The following is a 13,610-nucleotide window of genomic DNA, read 5'->3' as shown; positions in this document are numbered from 1 at the left end:
CCTTGCTTGAGGTTGAGTGGATTACTTGAACAGCGGCGACACGGCCAGGCGGGCGGAGACTTCCGCGCGGTAAGCCGGATCACGGTGGTAGCGCACATCGCGCATCGCTTCGACGACCTGCGCCTGCGACTGGAACGGCTTGGGACCGGCATCGGCGTTCGCCGCGGTCTTGCCGTTCAGAAGGCGGCCGTTGCCGCCACGGAGGGCGACGAGGCCCTGGACTGCCAGCGCTGCGCGTCCGGCGTCGCCGGACTGCACCGCTTCGTTGAACGCCCGCTTCTGCTCGGCGCTCAGGTTGGTCTTGGCCCACTGGACCAGGCCGTCGTAACCGGCCTTGCCGCCTGCAGGCGAGTAGACGGCGTTCTCGTAGGTCTGCACGCGAGCGCGCAGGCCATCGACGTACACGTCCACCAGCTCCTTCGGATAGCCCGCGTCCTGGAGCTTCTTGTAGCTCTCCTCGGACAGCGAGCCGTTCGAGTTGAACTCGGTGGCGAAGTCGTCCAGGTTCAGGCCAGCCCGCGCCAGGGCGTCACGCGCGTCATCCGCGGTGGCGTCGTCGATGGTCGCGGGGCCGCCCTTGCCACCCTTGTCGTCGGCTGGCGTGCTCAGTTCTGCGTAGGCGGCTTCCAGCTCCTCCACGGTCTTGTACTTGCCGCCGAACAGGCGCTCGCCATCGGTGCCACCCTGCGCGCCCGGTGCGGGCTGCTGGGTGTCCTGGGAGTTCTGCGGCGGCTGCTGACCTGGGGTCGGCTGGCCGTTGATGCCGTCAAGGCTGACGGTCACTTCGGACTTGCCCGGCTGCGACATTACTTGTCCTCGGGCTTGTAGTTGACGATGACCAGGCCGTTCGTCTTGCGGGTGATCTCGGCCTTGCCCTTACGCTCGACGCTCGGAGCCTTCGGGGCTTCCTTGGTCGGCTTGGCGGGCTTCTCGGTGGTTTCGTTCGACATTGCGTCCTTCTCGGGGGTTACGGGGTTTGGGTCATCGCTGAGGCGATATTCGGAGCGGCACGGACCATCGCCTCCTGCGCCGAGGCGTCCTGCTGCTCGGCAGCAAGCTCGTCGTCGGAGCGGATCAGGCCCTTGGTGGAAATGTCGGAAGCGGCGGCCAGTCGGGAGATCGCCTCGCCACTGTTGAGGCGGCGTGCCTTCTCCTCTGCGCCGACAAGCGCATCCACTGCCTGACCGAACTCGATCAGCTTGTTCAGGTCGTGGCCGCGGCCGAGGGCGGCGATGCCTACGGTGATGCGCGGCTTGATGAGTTCCTGCGGCAGCTCGGGCAGGCGACCCTGCTTCTGGAGCTTGTGCAGGCGGCGGCGGATCAGCGGCAGCAAGAGCTGCTCGCCCGACATCGCCATGAAGCCGCTGAGGGCGTCGTCGAGTTCCTGGGTGAGCACCCGGATTTCGTAGGCGGTCACACGCTCGCCGGGGCGCTGCACGGCGGACTTCACGCCAAAGATCAGCTCCAGCGAGTTCGCCAGCCCTTCGGCCTCCTGACGCACGAAGTTCAGGTCGTAGGCTTTCTGGAGCTGGAGCGTGGTCACGTCGCTGGCCTCGCCACGCAGCACCGCGCCGGACTCGGCCTCGGTGAGCTGGCGCTCGCGGATCGTCGAGGTCGGCTTGAGGAACATGATGATCTTCGCCAGGGCGGCGGCACCCTTACGGATCGCCTTGCGCAGCGCCTCCAGCGACTCGAACGCGCCCACGTAGTCGTAGACCAAGCCCTCGCCGTAGTCGTCCACGAGGGACGGCGGGGCGCACAGGGGAATCCACGGGCAGGCGTCGATGGGGTAGGTGCCCACGGTCTCGGGGACTTCGACGCCCTCGACCTCCTGGACCACTTCCCACTCCTTGCCATCTTCCGAGCGACGCACCCAGGTGTAGAGGTTCACGTCGTCGTTCTTGGTCTTTTCGTCGCGTTCCTGGGCGAGCTTCTGCATCACCGCCGCGCGGATCGAGTCCGGCAGCATGGCCGGGGCGATCTTGTCGAGCGTGATGATCTCCAGCACGTTGCCCAGGCCATCGCGGTCGGTCACGTAGGAGGTCAGCGGGTACAGCTTGGGCTTGCCCTCGTCGGGGTCGTAGAGCAGGAAGTTGCCGAGGACGATGGCGTGCTTGGCCGCCTCGCTGAGGACCGGGCGAACGCCGCTGGTCTCCAGGTCGTTGACGATGACCCGCTCCACGTCCACCAGCGCGGCCTCCAGTTCGGAGGTCTCCACGCCAGCCTGCTCGGCGATGTTCTCGGCGACGGCCTGGTCAGGCGCGAGCTTGAATACCGAGGCGTTCGGCGGGAGCCAGGCCAGCACGATCTTCGAGGCCAGGGCGTTGACGCACTTCGGGCCGGTGTCGATGTAGGCGGAACCGGGGGTGCGCGATTTCGCGCCCTCGTCCACCCACAGGCGGGGCAGGGTGACCTTGGCGCAGCGCTTGGCGCGCGTCTCGGCTTCTTTGCGGTTGGACTTGAGATCGCCGTAGCGCTTCGCGGCCGTCTGCTTCTCGGCCGAGGTCTGCTTGGCGTCAGCCATTCGGGATGGTCAGTCCTTGGTACTGCGTTGCGTTGTTCAGGTCCAGGCGGACCTTGGACTTACGCCGCTGATCGGCCGCGTGGCCGGTCGGCTGGGTGTCCTGGCGGGTCAGCAGGATCGGGTCTTTCTCCTGCTGGTCCGGCATGTTGGGCTTGCTGCACATGGTTAGCGGGCGCGGTGATCCATCTGCTCGACCTTCCGCAGCGCCTTGAGCCGCAGGATCAGGCGACGCTCGCCCTGCCGGAGCAGGAACTCCTCCTTCGGCTGGGCGGGGTCGTAGATCACTTCGGGGTGCAGTTCGTCCAGGAGGTCGATCAGGTCGTAGGAGTGCAGAGGGATTTGCATAGAACTCCTGGGTTATGAATAGGTGGGGAAACTGTCGTTTCCCCCGATGATGACCACTAAACCCTTAGAGTCGGGCCAGCGATTCCGCGACCATCCGCAGGCGGTGGATCGGGCCGTTGTTGTCGAGCACGGTGTCGATCAGGTCGCCGTGGACGCCTGCCTCGGAGGCATGCGCCGAGACCGGGGCCGCGCTGTCGCGGAGCACCTGGACCACCTGGCCGCCCCACTCACGGATGAACTGCGCTTCGTTGTCGAAGCGAACGTCCGACACCACGACGCCAGCAGCGCCGTCGCGGCGGGCCTGACGGATCTTCTGCGCGACCACCTTGACCCACAGGTCGCGGTCGATCATTTCGCGGCCCCACTCGGTGCCCACGGTCTGCATCAGGCGGCGCGGGGTCTGCCCGTTGAGCCAGTCGAGCGGCTCCTCCTTGAGCGGGCCGTCCTCCATCGCGGACACCGGCAGGCCGGTGATGTCCGCCACGAAGGCGCGGATCGGGGCCGCGAAGGACAGCTTCACGAAGCCGTGGTCGCTGACCAGGAACTCGGCCAGGGTGTCTTTGCCGCTACGGGCGCGGCCGGTAATTCCGATGATCTTCATGGGGACTCCAGAAAAGGAAAGGCCCGCACGAAGCGGGCCAGTTACCAACAGGGATGTTAATGCCGCATACTCAGCGGTCAGAAAAGGAGCCGCTTATGGACGGGATCGAGTACGCCGAATACGAACAAGTAACGCACACGCAACAGAACTACGCAGACAGGATTTACGGCTTCGTAGCCGCTGAGGCGAGTTACGAGCATTCCCCTCCCGCTAAGGCTCAGCAAGACCACGACAATCTCGTCAATAGGGTGCAGTCGCTGGTAAATCTCAAGGTGGTCGGCGGCGAGACCGCTGACGGCAAACCGACAGTCACAGTGTTTTTGCATGACAAGGTTGTGCGTCCGGTTGCAGCGGATCACGTCCGGGACGAATTAATTGCTGATTGGGAGAACGCTAGGGCCAAGCGGGGCTAATCGTCACGCGAGCGAGCGTGCGACCAGCCAAGCAACGCCGACAGCGCCGACAGCAGCGGGCCACAGCTTGATACTGGCGGCGTCGCGGTACATGGCACGTTCGAGGGTGTTGAGGCTGCGCCACCACAGCCAGGCAGCGCCGTAGGCGACGAAGGCGAACAGCACGGCCAGCACGGCGACGATGGTGATGAACAGGATCAGGGTTTCCACAGCTTCACTTCCTTGGTCTTGGGGTTGTAGTCGCCGTAGCGCAGGATTCGCGCGAGGCGTGCTTGGCGGATCGCATCGTGCTTCGACAGCGGCTCGGTGCCGCCGCGGGGGATGCGGGTGGTGTAGGTGGTGACGACGGTGTTCCACAGCGCGCCGAGGTGCTCCTCGACGGACGCATCGCGGTACGCCTCGTGGATTGGCATGAGCAGCTCGTCCGCGCCCTTGTGGCCGATGCCGGGGAAGCCGGGGTAGTTGTCCACCTGGTCGCCCGTGAGCACCTGCTTCATCCAGAACAGGTCAGCGTCGTGAGCCGAGATCGGCCGGACGCCCACGTCGGGACGGTTGGGGTTGTAGAGACGGATGCCGGGGATCGTCTGCATGTCCTTGTCGATGGACACGACGATGCGGCTACCTGGCGCGCGCTTCGGATTCGGGTGCGAGGCCAGCAGGCCCAGCACGTCGTCACCTTCCAGGTTCTCGATCTCCACGATCTTGTCGCCGAACTCGTCGTATACGAACTCGTCGAGCACGTACCACAGGGCAGGCTTGTCCTTGCTGGCGCGGTTGAGCTTGTAGGTCGGGTCGATGTCCTTGCGGAAGTTGTGCTTCTTGCAGGACAGGGCCAGCAGGTAATCACGCGCGCCGAACTTCTCGACGATCTCGTCGATGTAGTCCTCCAGCTTCGCCTTCGCGCGCTCGGGCTGGATCGCTTCGACCTTGTTGCCGTCGCCGTTCCAGTCGATGTTCGCGGTGTTCGAGAACGCGAGCTGGTAGCGCAGCACGTCGGCGTCGATCAGCAGCAGGGGGCCGCGCTTGTTCATGCGTCCACCCACTGCCATCCCAGGAACGCCAGCGCGAACCAGCGGTGCAGCCAGTTCGGACGCTCCTTGACCTGCACGAAGAAGTTGCCGCCGATGACCCAGGAACCGGCCGCATGCGGTGGCCGATAGGTCACGTAGGAAGTCATGGCCGCTTCTCCGGGTGACGCTCATACCACGCCTGTAGCTCGGCGGCGTAGCGCTTCATTCCGGCCTGGTACTCCGGGCCGTCGCCGAGCGGGTACTCGTACTCGTCGCAGACGTAATCGCTGGTGGGGATGTACGAGAATCCGCCATTGCTGTTTGGGATCAGCATCAGGCCACTCTCGGTGTGTCCTTTCAGGCACGAGCCGTAATCGGCGCGTGGCGGCCAAGGCTTCATGTCGCACGCAGCGAGGCCAGCGCACAGCGCCAGGATCAGAAGTGCGCGCTTCATGCCATGCTCTCGTGTACGGCGACCCAGCACTTCTCGCCAACGCGGCGGATGAAGTAGATCGCGGTGTTCCACTCCACGGGGCGCAGCATGCGCTCCGTGCAGCACGGGCACTTGGCGTTGTAGGCGTGAACCTCGGGCTGGTGTTCGAGCACAGCCACGCGGTAGGTAGTACACGGAGCGATCAAGCGGACATCGCCGTCAGCGGGGCCGCCAATGAAATGCACGCGAAGCTGATTCTCGTTCATCGGTTCGATTCCTTGAGGACTTCCAGGGCGCTCGCCTTGTCGGCGTTGCAGCGCAGGAGGCCGTCCTCGGCGTTGCCGCCGAAGCGGTAGAGGTCGTAGGTGGTGGTGGTCGGGTCAGCCATCACGGCGTCGAGTGAGGAGTGCGTGCCCTCAATGACGGTCGGCTGGAGGAACTGCTCCGGCACGACTTTCGAGGTGTGCGCGGCGCAGCTCGTCAGGAATGCGGCGAGACAGGTAATCGCCAGTTTCCGGGTCAGCATTTGCTGCAATCTCCACAGAGCGGTTGGTGGTGGCGCGGGCGTTCCGCAGCGCTGCATCGAAGGCAGAGCGGCGCACGGCTTCGCGGTTGAGGGTCTCGACGGTCTGCTTGAGGTCGGCCAGTTCCTTTGCCGACTCCTCCAGCTCCGTCACGCGCTGGGCCATTGCGGTGTACTTCCAGGCTGCGAAGCCGCCAGCCGCGAGCGCGGCAACGACCAGCAGCGCCGCGAGGGCGCGCAGGATGTTGGTTGGGTTCATCGGTTCTCTTGGACGTAACAGGCGACTCGCAGAAGCTCCGAGGGAGTCGCGTCGGACTTGATCTGATTCGCGCGTGCGGAGATCACGCGCACGTTGCCCCGGACGTAGCCGAGGTCAGGTTCGATGCGGTCGAGCGTGGGTGAGTTGGGGCCTTGGGCCTTGCGCCCGACAGCGCGGTACAGCGGGATGCCCAGCGCCGGGCAGAAGTCGGGGACCACGATGTCGTCCGACGTGAGGTCGAACGGCAGTCCCTTCCTTGCTGCCCGGCGTTTCGCTTGGCGCACCAGGGCGAGTGCAATGTCCCGCTTGCCGCGGGTCAGTGCGTCTCGGCCCAATTCCTTCCGATCTTGAACTCGCCATCGAGCGGACAGCGGAAGCCGAAGTATTCGCCAGCCTTGCGGATGGCAGCCTGTGCGGTCTTGCCCACGAACTCGGCCTTGTCCTCGTCCACTTCGATCTGCCACTCGTCATGGACGTTGGCGAGGAACTCGTAGTGGACGCCCGGCACCAACCTTGCGGCTTGCAGGTCGGCGTCGAGGATCACCAGGGCTTTCTTCATCACCAGCGCACCGGCCGACTGGAGCAGGGTGTTGAGCGCGGCGTGGTCGCTGCGGATGTGCAGCTTCCGGCCATCGAGACCGATCAGGTATCCCTTCTCGGCCGCGCGCTTCTTGACCCCGCGTACCAGCTTCTCCAGCGCAGGCAGCCCGGCCAGGAACTTCGAGCGGAGCTTCGCCCCGGCCTGGCGACCCTTACCCACGATGGAGCCGAGCTTCGCGTCGCCTGCCCCGTAGAGGAAGGCGTAGATGAAGGTCTTGGCGTTGTCGCGGGTGGGCAGTCCTGCCGCCGATTGGTTGACGGAGTGGATGTCGCCTTCGAGGATGACCTTGGCGTACTCGCCGCCGTCGTGCTTTGCCATGAAGTGCGCCAGGCAGCGCAGCTCCAATCCCGAGGCGTCCGCGCCGACCTGGAGCTTCCCTGTTGGGACGCAGAACAACGAGCGGCACTCGAATCCGTAGCCGCCTTCCTGGCCCTTGAGGATTCCCTTCTCCTTCGAGTGCTGGACCTTCGGCACCTGAGCGATGTTCGGCTTCGAGTGCGTCATGCGGCCGGTCACCGCTGCGTTCTGATTCACGCTGCCGTGGATGCGGCCGTCCTTCTTGATGGCCTTGAGCCACGCCTCGTCGCCTTCGGCGAGCTGGCCGAGGCGCTTGTTGACGATGAAGTGCTCCAGCAGGAGCGGGATGATCGGGAACTTGAGCGCGCCCAGGACTTCTTCGTCGATCTTCGGCTGGCCCTTCTCGGTGAACTCCTGGGGCTGCCAGCCGTACATTGCAGTCAAGCGGTCAGCGATGTGCTGGCGGCTTGCCGGGTTGAACACCACGTCCTTGTAGGTCGTGACCTCCACGCCCTTGACGTAACCGCGGCGCTTGTCGTCGCGCTTCGGTACGAACTTGCGCTTCACCACCTTCCACGGCGGAATGACCTTGCGCAGCTCGGCCTCCAGCGCAGTGCGCCGGGACACGAGGATGCACTCCAGCTCACGCGCCTTCTCCTGATCGAACAGGTAGCCGTAGCGCTGCTGACGCGAGAGGATCGGCGCGACGGCCTGCTCCAGCTCGATGGCCTCGGTGGGGAGGCCCTTGCTCATCAACAACGCGAACAGCGCTTGCGTGACCGCAACGTCCTGGTCGCAGTAGTCGTCCATTTCCTGAGACCACTGTGCCCAGGGGTCGAGGCCGCGTGCGGCCATCTGCGCCGCGTAGTCGCCTTTCCAGCGGCCGAGGCGGTAGCCCCACGCTTCGAGGGAGTGACGGCCGATCAGCTTGCCCGGCAACACCGGGTTCGCTCCCTGCTTCTTGCGGGCCTTGAAGTCGCGGTCCTTGAGGTCCGGGTAGACCAGCGTGGACATCAGCAGCGTGTCGAAGTACGCCTGGACCTTGAAGTCCGGGAACACCTTGGCGATAGCCGGAATGTCGAATCCGGCGATGTTGTGGCCGACAACGCGCTTGGCCTTCTTGAGCCTCTCGACGGCCTGACGGACTGTCATTTCGCCCGTGCCGTGATCGTTGGCGGACAGGATGGGACCGCGCGGTGCGCCGGTCTCATCTACCTCTTGGAGGGAAATGCAGTGGATCGTGTCAAGTTCGTCGAGGAGGCCATTGGTCTCGCAGTCGAATACGAGGATCAACGGCGGTCCTCCTTACGGGTAGCCGTGGTTGGTTACGGGGATTGCGCGGACGCGGCGGCGGGCGCGGAGGATGTACTCCGGCTCGGGGGCCTTCGGCGGCGTGTGGACGCCCTGCGGCGCGTGGCCGGAGAAGTCGTCGTCCTCGAACAGTTCGTCCTGCTCGGGCTGGTCGGGATGCAGCGTGTAGCCGTAGTCCTCGACGTAGTGCGTGATGCGGCGGATGGTGCGCTCGGTGCCGTTGTTGTTCAGCACGAACAGCAGCTTCTCCGATGCGTCGGCAACCGCGCCTTCGAGGGATACGACCACCACCTCGTCGGTGCTGGGTTCGTAGATGGCGACATGGGCGCAGCACCGCAGATCGAAGCGGGCGCAGTGCTCGTGCGGCGTGCCGAACTCGAAGCCGATCAGGCTCACGAGGTGACCCTCGGGCGAGCGGAAGTTGCGGATACCGTTCGGAGCGGCTTCGCTGGTCCAGTCGCTACGGCCGCTCAGGTACGCGGCCACGTAGGTGTAGCTCGCAAGTGACACGAAGAAGCAGTCGATGTCCTTGATTTCGGTCCCGTCGTAGAACGCGCGCAGGCTTCCGCCACCCAGGATGACCAGGTGGCGGACTTCGGCCGGCAACACGTCGAACAGGGACCGAGCGTGTTGCTCGGCAGTCATGGTTGGTCCCTTAGCGGATCAGGTTGGTGAAGCGCTCGGCGACGCGCAGTGCGCGCTCGGCTTCTTCCTCGTGCTCGTCGGCCTGCGAGTGCAGGACATCGGCCTTGTCGCGCAGCGTCGAGGCGGTGGCGATGCGGTCGGCGCTGATCTTGAACAGCTTGTCCACCTGGCCCTCCAGCACCTTCACCACGTCGGTCACGGTGTCCTTGCGGAACGGGGCGGTCAGCAGGTCGATTGCGATGGCGACGATCTCTTTCATTGGGGTAGTTCCTCGGCTTTGATGTGGATGACCACGCGCCGCCCTGGCTTGCCGTACATGACACGGCAGGCTTGGTCGGAGCGCGGGAGTTGGTAGGGGAGAACGAGGCTCTCAGCGAAGGAGAGCGGAGCATCAGCTGGGATGAAGCCGACGACCGAGCGGCCGTCAGTAGTCGGAGGTGGATACATCGGATGACTCGTCGGCGAAGTCGCCGTATTCGCCCGGAGCATCTGCATTGAGCAGACGGCCGGATGCGTGGTCGTAGCTGTAGTAGAGAACCTGGCCGTTCGACTGGCCGGTGAAGCGATCCTTGAGGACGCGGAAGGTCGTGCAGTTGCGCTCGGCCTCGTTCTCGGCCTGCGTGTTGCGCTCCAGGCCGAAGGCGAAGTGCGTCCAGAAGCCGATGGCGCGGCTGCCCTTGAAGTGACGGAGCATCACGCGCCCGCCTTCCTCGTGGGGCTTGCCTTCCGGCGTGGCGAGGTGCGAGACCAGGTAGATGCAGATGAGGTGGCGCTGCGCGAACTGCGCGATCTTCGCCATCGTGTCCTCCAGCATCTTCCGCTCGTCCTCGGCACCGGCCGCGAACGACGTGAGGTTGTCGAGGACGATGTGCTTGACGCCCTCGGCGACGACCATGTGGGCCATCTTGGCTTCGATCACGTCCCACTCGGACGAGCCGAAGTGGTCGTAGATGAACACCTGGCCCTTGTCGAGAATCTCGAACGCGGCTTCCAGTTCCTCCTGCGTCCAGCTCCCATCGGGAACGTGGAAGCGGCGGCCTGCAACCTTGCCTGCCATGCGCTTCGCCGTCTCGACCGGCTGCTGCTCTAGGAAGAACAGGCCAACACGGTCGCCGGTTTCCTGCGCGATGAAGGCTGCTTCCTCCATCAGCCAGTCGGTCTTGCCGATGCCGGTGCCTGCGCCGAAGGTGTAGACCTCGCCGTACCGCTTGCCGTAGGTCAGCGCGGTGAGGCGCGGGTCGTGCCAGGGCATGCCCATCGAGACCGGCTTGAGTGCCTTCTCCTTGAGGGAGCCGAACGTCACCACGCCATCGGGGCGCTTGGTCTGCGCTTCGTAGATGGCGCGAGTGATCGCCTCGGCGTCGCCACGCTGGAGCAGCTCGTTCGGGTCTTTCGCTGGGAGCTGTGCGATCTTGGCCTTGCCGGGAGTCAGCAGCAGCGCCACTTCCTGCGCGGCGGCCTGGCCCGGTTCGTCCATATCGAACATGAGCACAACCTCGTCGAAGCCGTTGACCCACTCCAGCTCGCGCTTGATGGACTTGGCTGCGCCTTGCGCCCCGTTCGGGACGGACACCACCGGCCAGCGGAGGCCGAGTGCCTGCGCCACGGAGAGCGCGTCGATCTCGCCTTCGGTGATGACGAGGCGTCGCCCCGGTTCGTAGAGGTGCTGGCCGAACAGCCCGCACGCCTTCGAGTCGCCGATGAACGAGAACTTCTTGTCGGGGTAGCGGAGCTTCTGCGCGACGATGCCGCCATCGCGCTTGTAGTTGGCGATCTGCACGGTCTTGCCGTGCTTGTCCTTGCCGATCCAGTAGCCGTACTTACGGCATGCTTCCTCAGTGATACCGCGCTTCGCCAGGGCTTGCGGTTCACCCTTCGCAAAGTCGCTCATGGTTTTCCTGCTGGTGGGTTGAGAGACCTCCTCGCCTTCGGCTGGCTCGTAGTGACCGCAGCCGAAGCAGTAGCCGTGCCCGTCGCTGTAGCGCGCAAGGTTGTCCTTGCTGCCGCAGTTCGGGCACGGCTCTTTGTGGAGGTATTCGGAGTCAGCGCTTTGCACGCTCCACGGACCACATGCGCTTGCGGTAGGAAATGCCGAGGCGACGATTCAGCGCACCCTTGACGGTGCGGCCCAGGCCGCGGAAGGGCTTGTCGGCGCTCGCCCATGCGCGCTCGAAAGCCAGGCGCATCGCGGACGGAATGACGGTGGTGGCAGTGTTGGTCATGCGTTCTTCTCCAGCAGGAACTTGGTGAATGCGGCGACTTCTTCGGTCGCATCGTTGGCGTCGAGGCCCAGCTCGTCGGTGCAGTAGTTGCGATACAGCTGGAGCAGCGCATCGACGCGGTACTGCTTCGGAGCGCGGCGCGCTTCCAGGAGCGGAGCCTTGCTGCGGCGCTGACGGCGCGACAGGCGATAGCGCGTGTACCGCTGCCCCGAGGCGTCCTCGCAGGTCTGCGTTTCGATCTCGAAGCCAGCAGCGCGCAGCTCATCGACGCGCGAGGCAAGGCGGCGGATGCGGTAGACGCCTTCGGCCTGCCACGAGGTCAGGTGCGAGTGGCGACGCAGGTGATCCAGGACGACCTGGGTTTGCGGGGGCAGCGGTTTCACGTTGGGTTCTCCTATCGAGGGAAGTCAGGTGCCCACACGACGGGCTTGCCGTAGGCGGCGAGCAGGCGTCGCAGCGCGGCGTGTTGGGCTTCGGTGAAGTTGTCCTCGGGCTGCATGGCGTCGTTGACGCCGCCCAGGAGGCAGACTTGGTATGCGGATTGGTTGTGCTTACCGGCGAGAGCGCCGGGCTGATTCAGCGGGCGACCGTCGTAGATCGAGCCGTCACGTTCGATGACGAAGTGGACGGCGATCTTCGAGTAGCCCTGCGAGCGGTGCAGGCGTGCGAGTTCTTCGCCGGTCGTGACCTGCTCGGGGCGGGTCATGCTGGCGAGGACGAACAGCGCCTCTACCGATTCCAGAGGTTTGAGGCGCACTTAGAGTTTGTAGAGGTGGACTTCGGTGCGTGGTTCTTCGTCCGGCTGCGCCCAGCGCTTACCGGAGAGCAGCCACATGACTTGCTTGTCGTCGGCCCAATAGCCGGTGGCTTTGGTCACAACGTCCATCGGCCCCTTGGCGAGGTTGTCCACGTCGCCCTTGGGAAACGCGGCCTTCGAGGTCTTGGCGCGTTTGCATACCGCGATGATGACCACTAAAACCGGATCGGTCGGCGACAGGTCCAGGTCACCGGCTGGCAGATGCTTCTCTGCGGCTTCCTTCCAGGTCTTGTAGGTCTTGCCGTAGTAGACGCCCCAGCGCGAAACCTTCGGGCGCGAGGCGGGCACCGGGTCAAACGGGAACGTGAGGGAGGCCAAATGCTCGGCCCCCCTCGCGGTGTCCACGATGACCGACAGCGGATCAGTAGTCGCCGTCATCGCCCTCGTCGTCGGAGTCGCTGTCGTCGTCCGAGTCGTCATCGCTGTCGCTGAACGGCGCGCTGTCGGCGGCCTCGTAGCCGTCCTCCTCGCCGAAGCCGTAGTCCTTGGCGTTGCGCTGGCCGAACTCGACCAGCTCGATCACCTGGACGGCGACCATGTAGCAGGTCAGGTAGAACTTCTTGGCCGATTCGACGAACGAGCCGCCGATCTCGTAGGAGACCTTGAGTTCGCTGCCGCCGCCGATCTGCGGCGGGTTGTCGATCTTCTTGCCGCGGGCGTCGAAGATGTCCGGGCGCATGGTGAACTTCTTGCCGGTGCGCTTGCTGACGCCGCTGGCCTTCATCTTGAACTTCACCAGCACGCGGCCGGTGTCATCGCCGTTCTCGTCGGTTTCTTCGGTGAACACCGGGGCCACTTCGGCACCCTTCTTCTTCTTCGGGTTCTCGCTCAGGAACTCCTGGAACAGCTCGTCGCGCCGGGTTTCCAGCTTCTTCGCCAGCGCCTTGAAGTCCTTGTCGTTCGGGTCGAACGCCAGGCTCACGGTGTATTCGCCTTCCGGCTTGAACTTGGTGTCCGGTTCGTTCAGGCGCGGCCACACTGCGGTGCCCTTGGGGGAGACGAATCGTTCGCGCTTCTTGGTTGCCATCAGTTGTCGGTCTCGTAGTTGGTCGGGAGATAGATGCCCGCGCGCCACAGGTCAGCGGCGGCGGTCAGCGGGGTGTCGGCGGAAATGCCGAAGGCTTCGTCGATGTCGAAGCCGATGAGCGCCTCGTCGATGAAGGCGTCGGTGATCGGGTCACGCATCACGGGTAGTGCGGTTTCAGCTCGCGCTCCGCGTAGCGGCGCACGGCGTTGAGGGTGTTGACCTGCCGGTAGCGGCAGTCCTGCTCCATGCGCGAGACGACCCGCAGCACTTCCATCGGATCGAGGCTGAGCACTTCGCAGAAGTTCTTGAAGGCACACGCCAAGCCGATCACCTGATCGGCCGGGTGGCCGAGGGACTGCACGCTGTCGATCACGACGAAAGCGCCGCGTGCGGCGCTCTCGGCAGAACGTGAGTGCAGTCCGTCGATGACGCGATCACGCACCTGCGTGCAGCTCCGTCATGCGGTGCTTGAACTCCTCGACCGTGCCGTGTTCGGCCGGGTTGTAGATGCCGAGGACCACACCGAAGTGGTCCTGAGCAACGTAGGTGTTCAGTGCGTGCTGGTAGTTGATGCTCATGTGG

27 protein-coding genes are annotated in these 13,610 nt (G+C 64.8%); 1 reads left to right on the top strand and 26 read right to left on the bottom strand.

The annotated features are described in order from the left end of the window. Nucleotides 1–21: 21 nt before the first annotated feature. The 6 genes from AC5P74_RS15975 to AC5P74_RS15950 all read right to left on the bottom strand — a co-directional run bounded on the left by AC5P74_RS15975 (nt 22) and on the right by AC5P74_RS15950 (nt 3,470). On the bottom strand, nt 22–807 hold the full coding sequence (locus tag AC5P74_RS15975) for a capsid assembly protein (protein ID WP_049434070.1): 786 nt from the start codon (nt 805–807) through the stop codon (nt 22–24). Further along, nucleotides 807–950: a hypothetical protein gene (locus AC5P74_RS15970; protein ID WP_004154577.1), complete on the bottom strand. Its 144-nt coding sequence runs from the start codon at nt 948–950 to the stop codon at nt 807–809. Before AC5P74_RS15970 ends, AC5P74_RS15975 begins: the two co-directional genes overlap by 1 nt. A 17-nt stretch (nt 951–967) precedes the next feature. Next, complete coding sequence (locus AC5P74_RS15965) at nt 968–2,524, bottom strand: portal protein (RefSeq protein ID WP_005412405.1); 1,557 nt, start codon at nt 2,522–2,524, stop codon at nt 968–970. Continuing rightward, the gene (locus AC5P74_RS15960; RefSeq protein WP_005412406.1) at nt 2,517–2,669 is read right to left on the bottom strand and encodes a hypothetical protein; all 153 of its coding nucleotides are present in this window, start codon (nt 2,667–2,669) and stop codon (nt 2,517–2,519) included. Before AC5P74_RS15960 ends, AC5P74_RS15965 begins: the two co-directional genes overlap by 8 nt. Before the next feature lie 20 nt (nt 2,670–2,689). Continuing rightward, the gene (locus AC5P74_RS15955; RefSeq protein WP_049434071.1) at nt 2,690–2,869 is read right to left on the bottom strand and encodes a hypothetical protein; all 180 of its coding nucleotides are present in this window, start codon (nt 2,867–2,869) and stop codon (nt 2,690–2,692) included. A gap of 64 nt (nt 2,870–2,933) precedes the next feature. Beyond that, nucleotides 2,934–3,470 carry a deoxynucleotide monophosphate kinase family protein gene (locus AC5P74_RS15950; protein ID WP_049434072.1) on the bottom strand — a complete coding sequence of 179 codons (537 nt, stop codon included), beginning with the start codon at nt 3,468–3,470 and terminating at the stop codon, nt 2,934–2,936. A 95-nt stretch (nt 3,471–3,565) separates the two neighbouring features. Here AC5P74_RS15950 and AC5P74_RS15945 point away from each other — a divergent pair, with 95 nt between their 5' ends. Continuing rightward, entirely contained in the window at nt 3,566–3,883 is a 318-nt protein-coding gene (locus AC5P74_RS15945) for a hypothetical protein (protein WP_150359514.1), read from the top strand. 3 nt (nt 3,884–3,886) lie between these two features. On the opposite strand, the gene AC5P74_RS15940 is transcribed toward AC5P74_RS15945, so the two are convergent. From AC5P74_RS15940 to AC5P74_RS15845, 20 genes are all read right to left on the bottom strand, one after another. Continuing rightward, entirely contained in the window at nt 3,887–4,093 is a 207-nt protein-coding gene (locus tag AC5P74_RS15940; RefSeq protein WP_049397854.1) for a hypothetical protein, read from the bottom strand. After that, a complete protein-coding gene (locus tag AC5P74_RS15935) occupies nt 4,081–4,914 on the bottom strand; it encodes a hypothetical protein (protein WP_004154583.1) in 834 nt (277 codons plus the stop codon). The genes AC5P74_RS15940 and AC5P74_RS15935 overlap by 13 nt, the downstream gene beginning before the upstream one ends. Further along, nucleotides 4,911–5,060, bottom strand: a complete 150-nt coding sequence (locus tag AC5P74_RS15930; RefSeq protein WP_160314061.1) for a hypothetical protein — start codon at nt 5,058–5,060, stop codon at nt 4,911–4,913. Before AC5P74_RS15930 ends, AC5P74_RS15935 begins: the two co-directional genes overlap by 4 nt. Next, nucleotides 5,057–5,347 (bottom strand): hypothetical protein, encoded by a 291-nt coding sequence (locus AC5P74_RS15925; RefSeq protein WP_049434075.1) that lies wholly within the window; start codon nt 5,345–5,347, stop codon nt 5,057–5,059. The genes AC5P74_RS15930 and AC5P74_RS15925 overlap by 4 nt, the downstream gene beginning before the upstream one ends. After that, nucleotides 5,344–5,592: a hypothetical protein gene (locus AC5P74_RS15920; RefSeq protein ID WP_004154585.1), complete on the bottom strand. Its 249-nt coding sequence runs from the start codon at nt 5,590–5,592 to the stop codon at nt 5,344–5,346. The genes AC5P74_RS15925 and AC5P74_RS15920 overlap by 4 nt, the downstream gene beginning before the upstream one ends. After that, entirely contained in the window at nt 5,589–5,714 is a 126-nt protein-coding gene (locus tag AC5P74_RS15915) for a hypothetical protein (protein WP_258013034.1), read from the bottom strand. The genes AC5P74_RS15920 and AC5P74_RS15915 overlap by 4 nt, the downstream gene beginning before the upstream one ends. 28 nt (nt 5,715–5,742) lie before the next feature. After that, on the bottom strand, nt 5,743–6,108 hold the full coding sequence (locus AC5P74_RS15910) for a hypothetical protein (protein ID WP_005412414.1): 366 nt from the start codon (nt 6,106–6,108) through the stop codon (nt 5,743–5,745). Next, nucleotides 6,105–6,443 carry a hypothetical protein gene (locus AC5P74_RS15905; protein ID WP_050483582.1) on the bottom strand — a complete coding sequence of 113 codons (339 nt, stop codon included), beginning with the start codon at nt 6,441–6,443 and terminating at the stop codon, nt 6,105–6,107. Before AC5P74_RS15905 ends, AC5P74_RS15910 begins: the two co-directional genes overlap by 4 nt. After that, nucleotides 6,425–8,299 carry a DNA polymerase gene (locus tag AC5P74_RS15900; RefSeq protein WP_065428010.1) on the bottom strand — a complete coding sequence of 625 codons (1,875 nt, stop codon included), beginning with the start codon at nt 8,297–8,299 and terminating at the stop codon, nt 6,425–6,427. The genes AC5P74_RS15905 and AC5P74_RS15900 overlap by 19 nt, the downstream gene beginning before the upstream one ends. Before the next feature lie 12 nt (nt 8,300–8,311). Then, nucleotides 8,312–8,962 carry a Gabija anti-defense Gad2 family protein gene (locus tag AC5P74_RS15895; RefSeq protein ID WP_049434078.1) on the bottom strand — a complete coding sequence of 217 codons (651 nt, stop codon included), beginning with the start codon at nt 8,960–8,962 and terminating at the stop codon, nt 8,312–8,314. A 10-nt stretch (nt 8,963–8,972) separates the two neighbouring features. Beyond that, a complete protein-coding gene (locus AC5P74_RS15890) occupies nt 8,973–9,221 on the bottom strand; it encodes a hypothetical protein (RefSeq protein WP_005412417.1) in 249 nt (82 codons plus the stop codon). A gap of 165 nt (nt 9,222–9,386) precedes the next feature. Continuing rightward, nucleotides 9,387–10,853, bottom strand: coding sequence for a toprim domain-containing protein (locus tag AC5P74_RS15885; protein ID WP_005412418.1), 1,467 nt, complete (start codon nt 10,851–10,853; stop codon nt 9,387–9,389). A gap of 151 nt (nt 10,854–11,004) precedes the next feature. After that, a complete protein-coding gene (locus AC5P74_RS15880; protein WP_049434079.1) occupies nt 11,005–11,184 on the bottom strand; it encodes a hypothetical protein in 180 nt (59 codons plus the stop codon). Beyond that, nucleotides 11,181–11,567 (bottom strand): helix-turn-helix domain-containing protein, encoded by a 387-nt coding sequence (locus AC5P74_RS15875; protein WP_004154592.1) that lies wholly within the window; start codon nt 11,565–11,567, stop codon nt 11,181–11,183. Before AC5P74_RS15875 ends, AC5P74_RS15880 begins: the two co-directional genes overlap by 4 nt. Nucleotides 11,568–11,578: 11 nt before the next feature. After that, a complete protein-coding gene (locus AC5P74_RS15870) occupies nt 11,579–11,941 on the bottom strand; it encodes an N-acetylmuramoyl-L-alanine amidase (protein ID WP_004154593.1) in 363 nt (120 codons plus the stop codon). Beyond that, a complete protein-coding gene (locus AC5P74_RS15865; protein WP_160314062.1) occupies nt 11,942–12,379 on the bottom strand; it encodes a RusA family crossover junction endodeoxyribonuclease in 438 nt (145 codons plus the stop codon). Continuing rightward, nucleotides 12,363–13,028: a hypothetical protein gene (locus tag AC5P74_RS15860; RefSeq protein WP_004154595.1), complete on the bottom strand. Its 666-nt coding sequence runs from the start codon at nt 13,026–13,028 to the stop codon at nt 12,363–12,365. Before AC5P74_RS15860 ends, AC5P74_RS15865 begins: the two co-directional genes overlap by 17 nt. Beyond that, nucleotides 13,028–13,186, bottom strand: a complete 159-nt coding sequence (locus AC5P74_RS15855; RefSeq protein ID WP_154267700.1) for a hypothetical protein — start codon at nt 13,184–13,186, stop codon at nt 13,028–13,030. The genes AC5P74_RS15860 and AC5P74_RS15855 overlap by 1 nt, the downstream gene beginning before the upstream one ends. Continuing rightward, nucleotides 13,186–13,470, bottom strand: a complete 285-nt coding sequence (locus AC5P74_RS15850; RefSeq protein ID WP_049397849.1) for a hypothetical protein — start codon at nt 13,468–13,470, stop codon at nt 13,186–13,188. Before AC5P74_RS15850 ends, AC5P74_RS15855 begins: the two co-directional genes overlap by 1 nt. Next, nucleotides 13,463–13,606, bottom strand: coding sequence for a hypothetical protein (locus tag AC5P74_RS15845; RefSeq protein ID WP_005412422.1), 144 nt, complete (start codon nt 13,604–13,606; stop codon nt 13,463–13,465). The genes AC5P74_RS15850 and AC5P74_RS15845 overlap by 8 nt, the downstream gene beginning before the upstream one ends. Nucleotides 13,607–13,610 lie beyond the last annotated feature (4 nt).

Source organism: Stenotrophomonas sp. YJH_SMC_94-11 (genome assembly GCF_059370435.1).
This window is presented reverse-complemented; position numbering and strand designations above follow the sequence as displayed.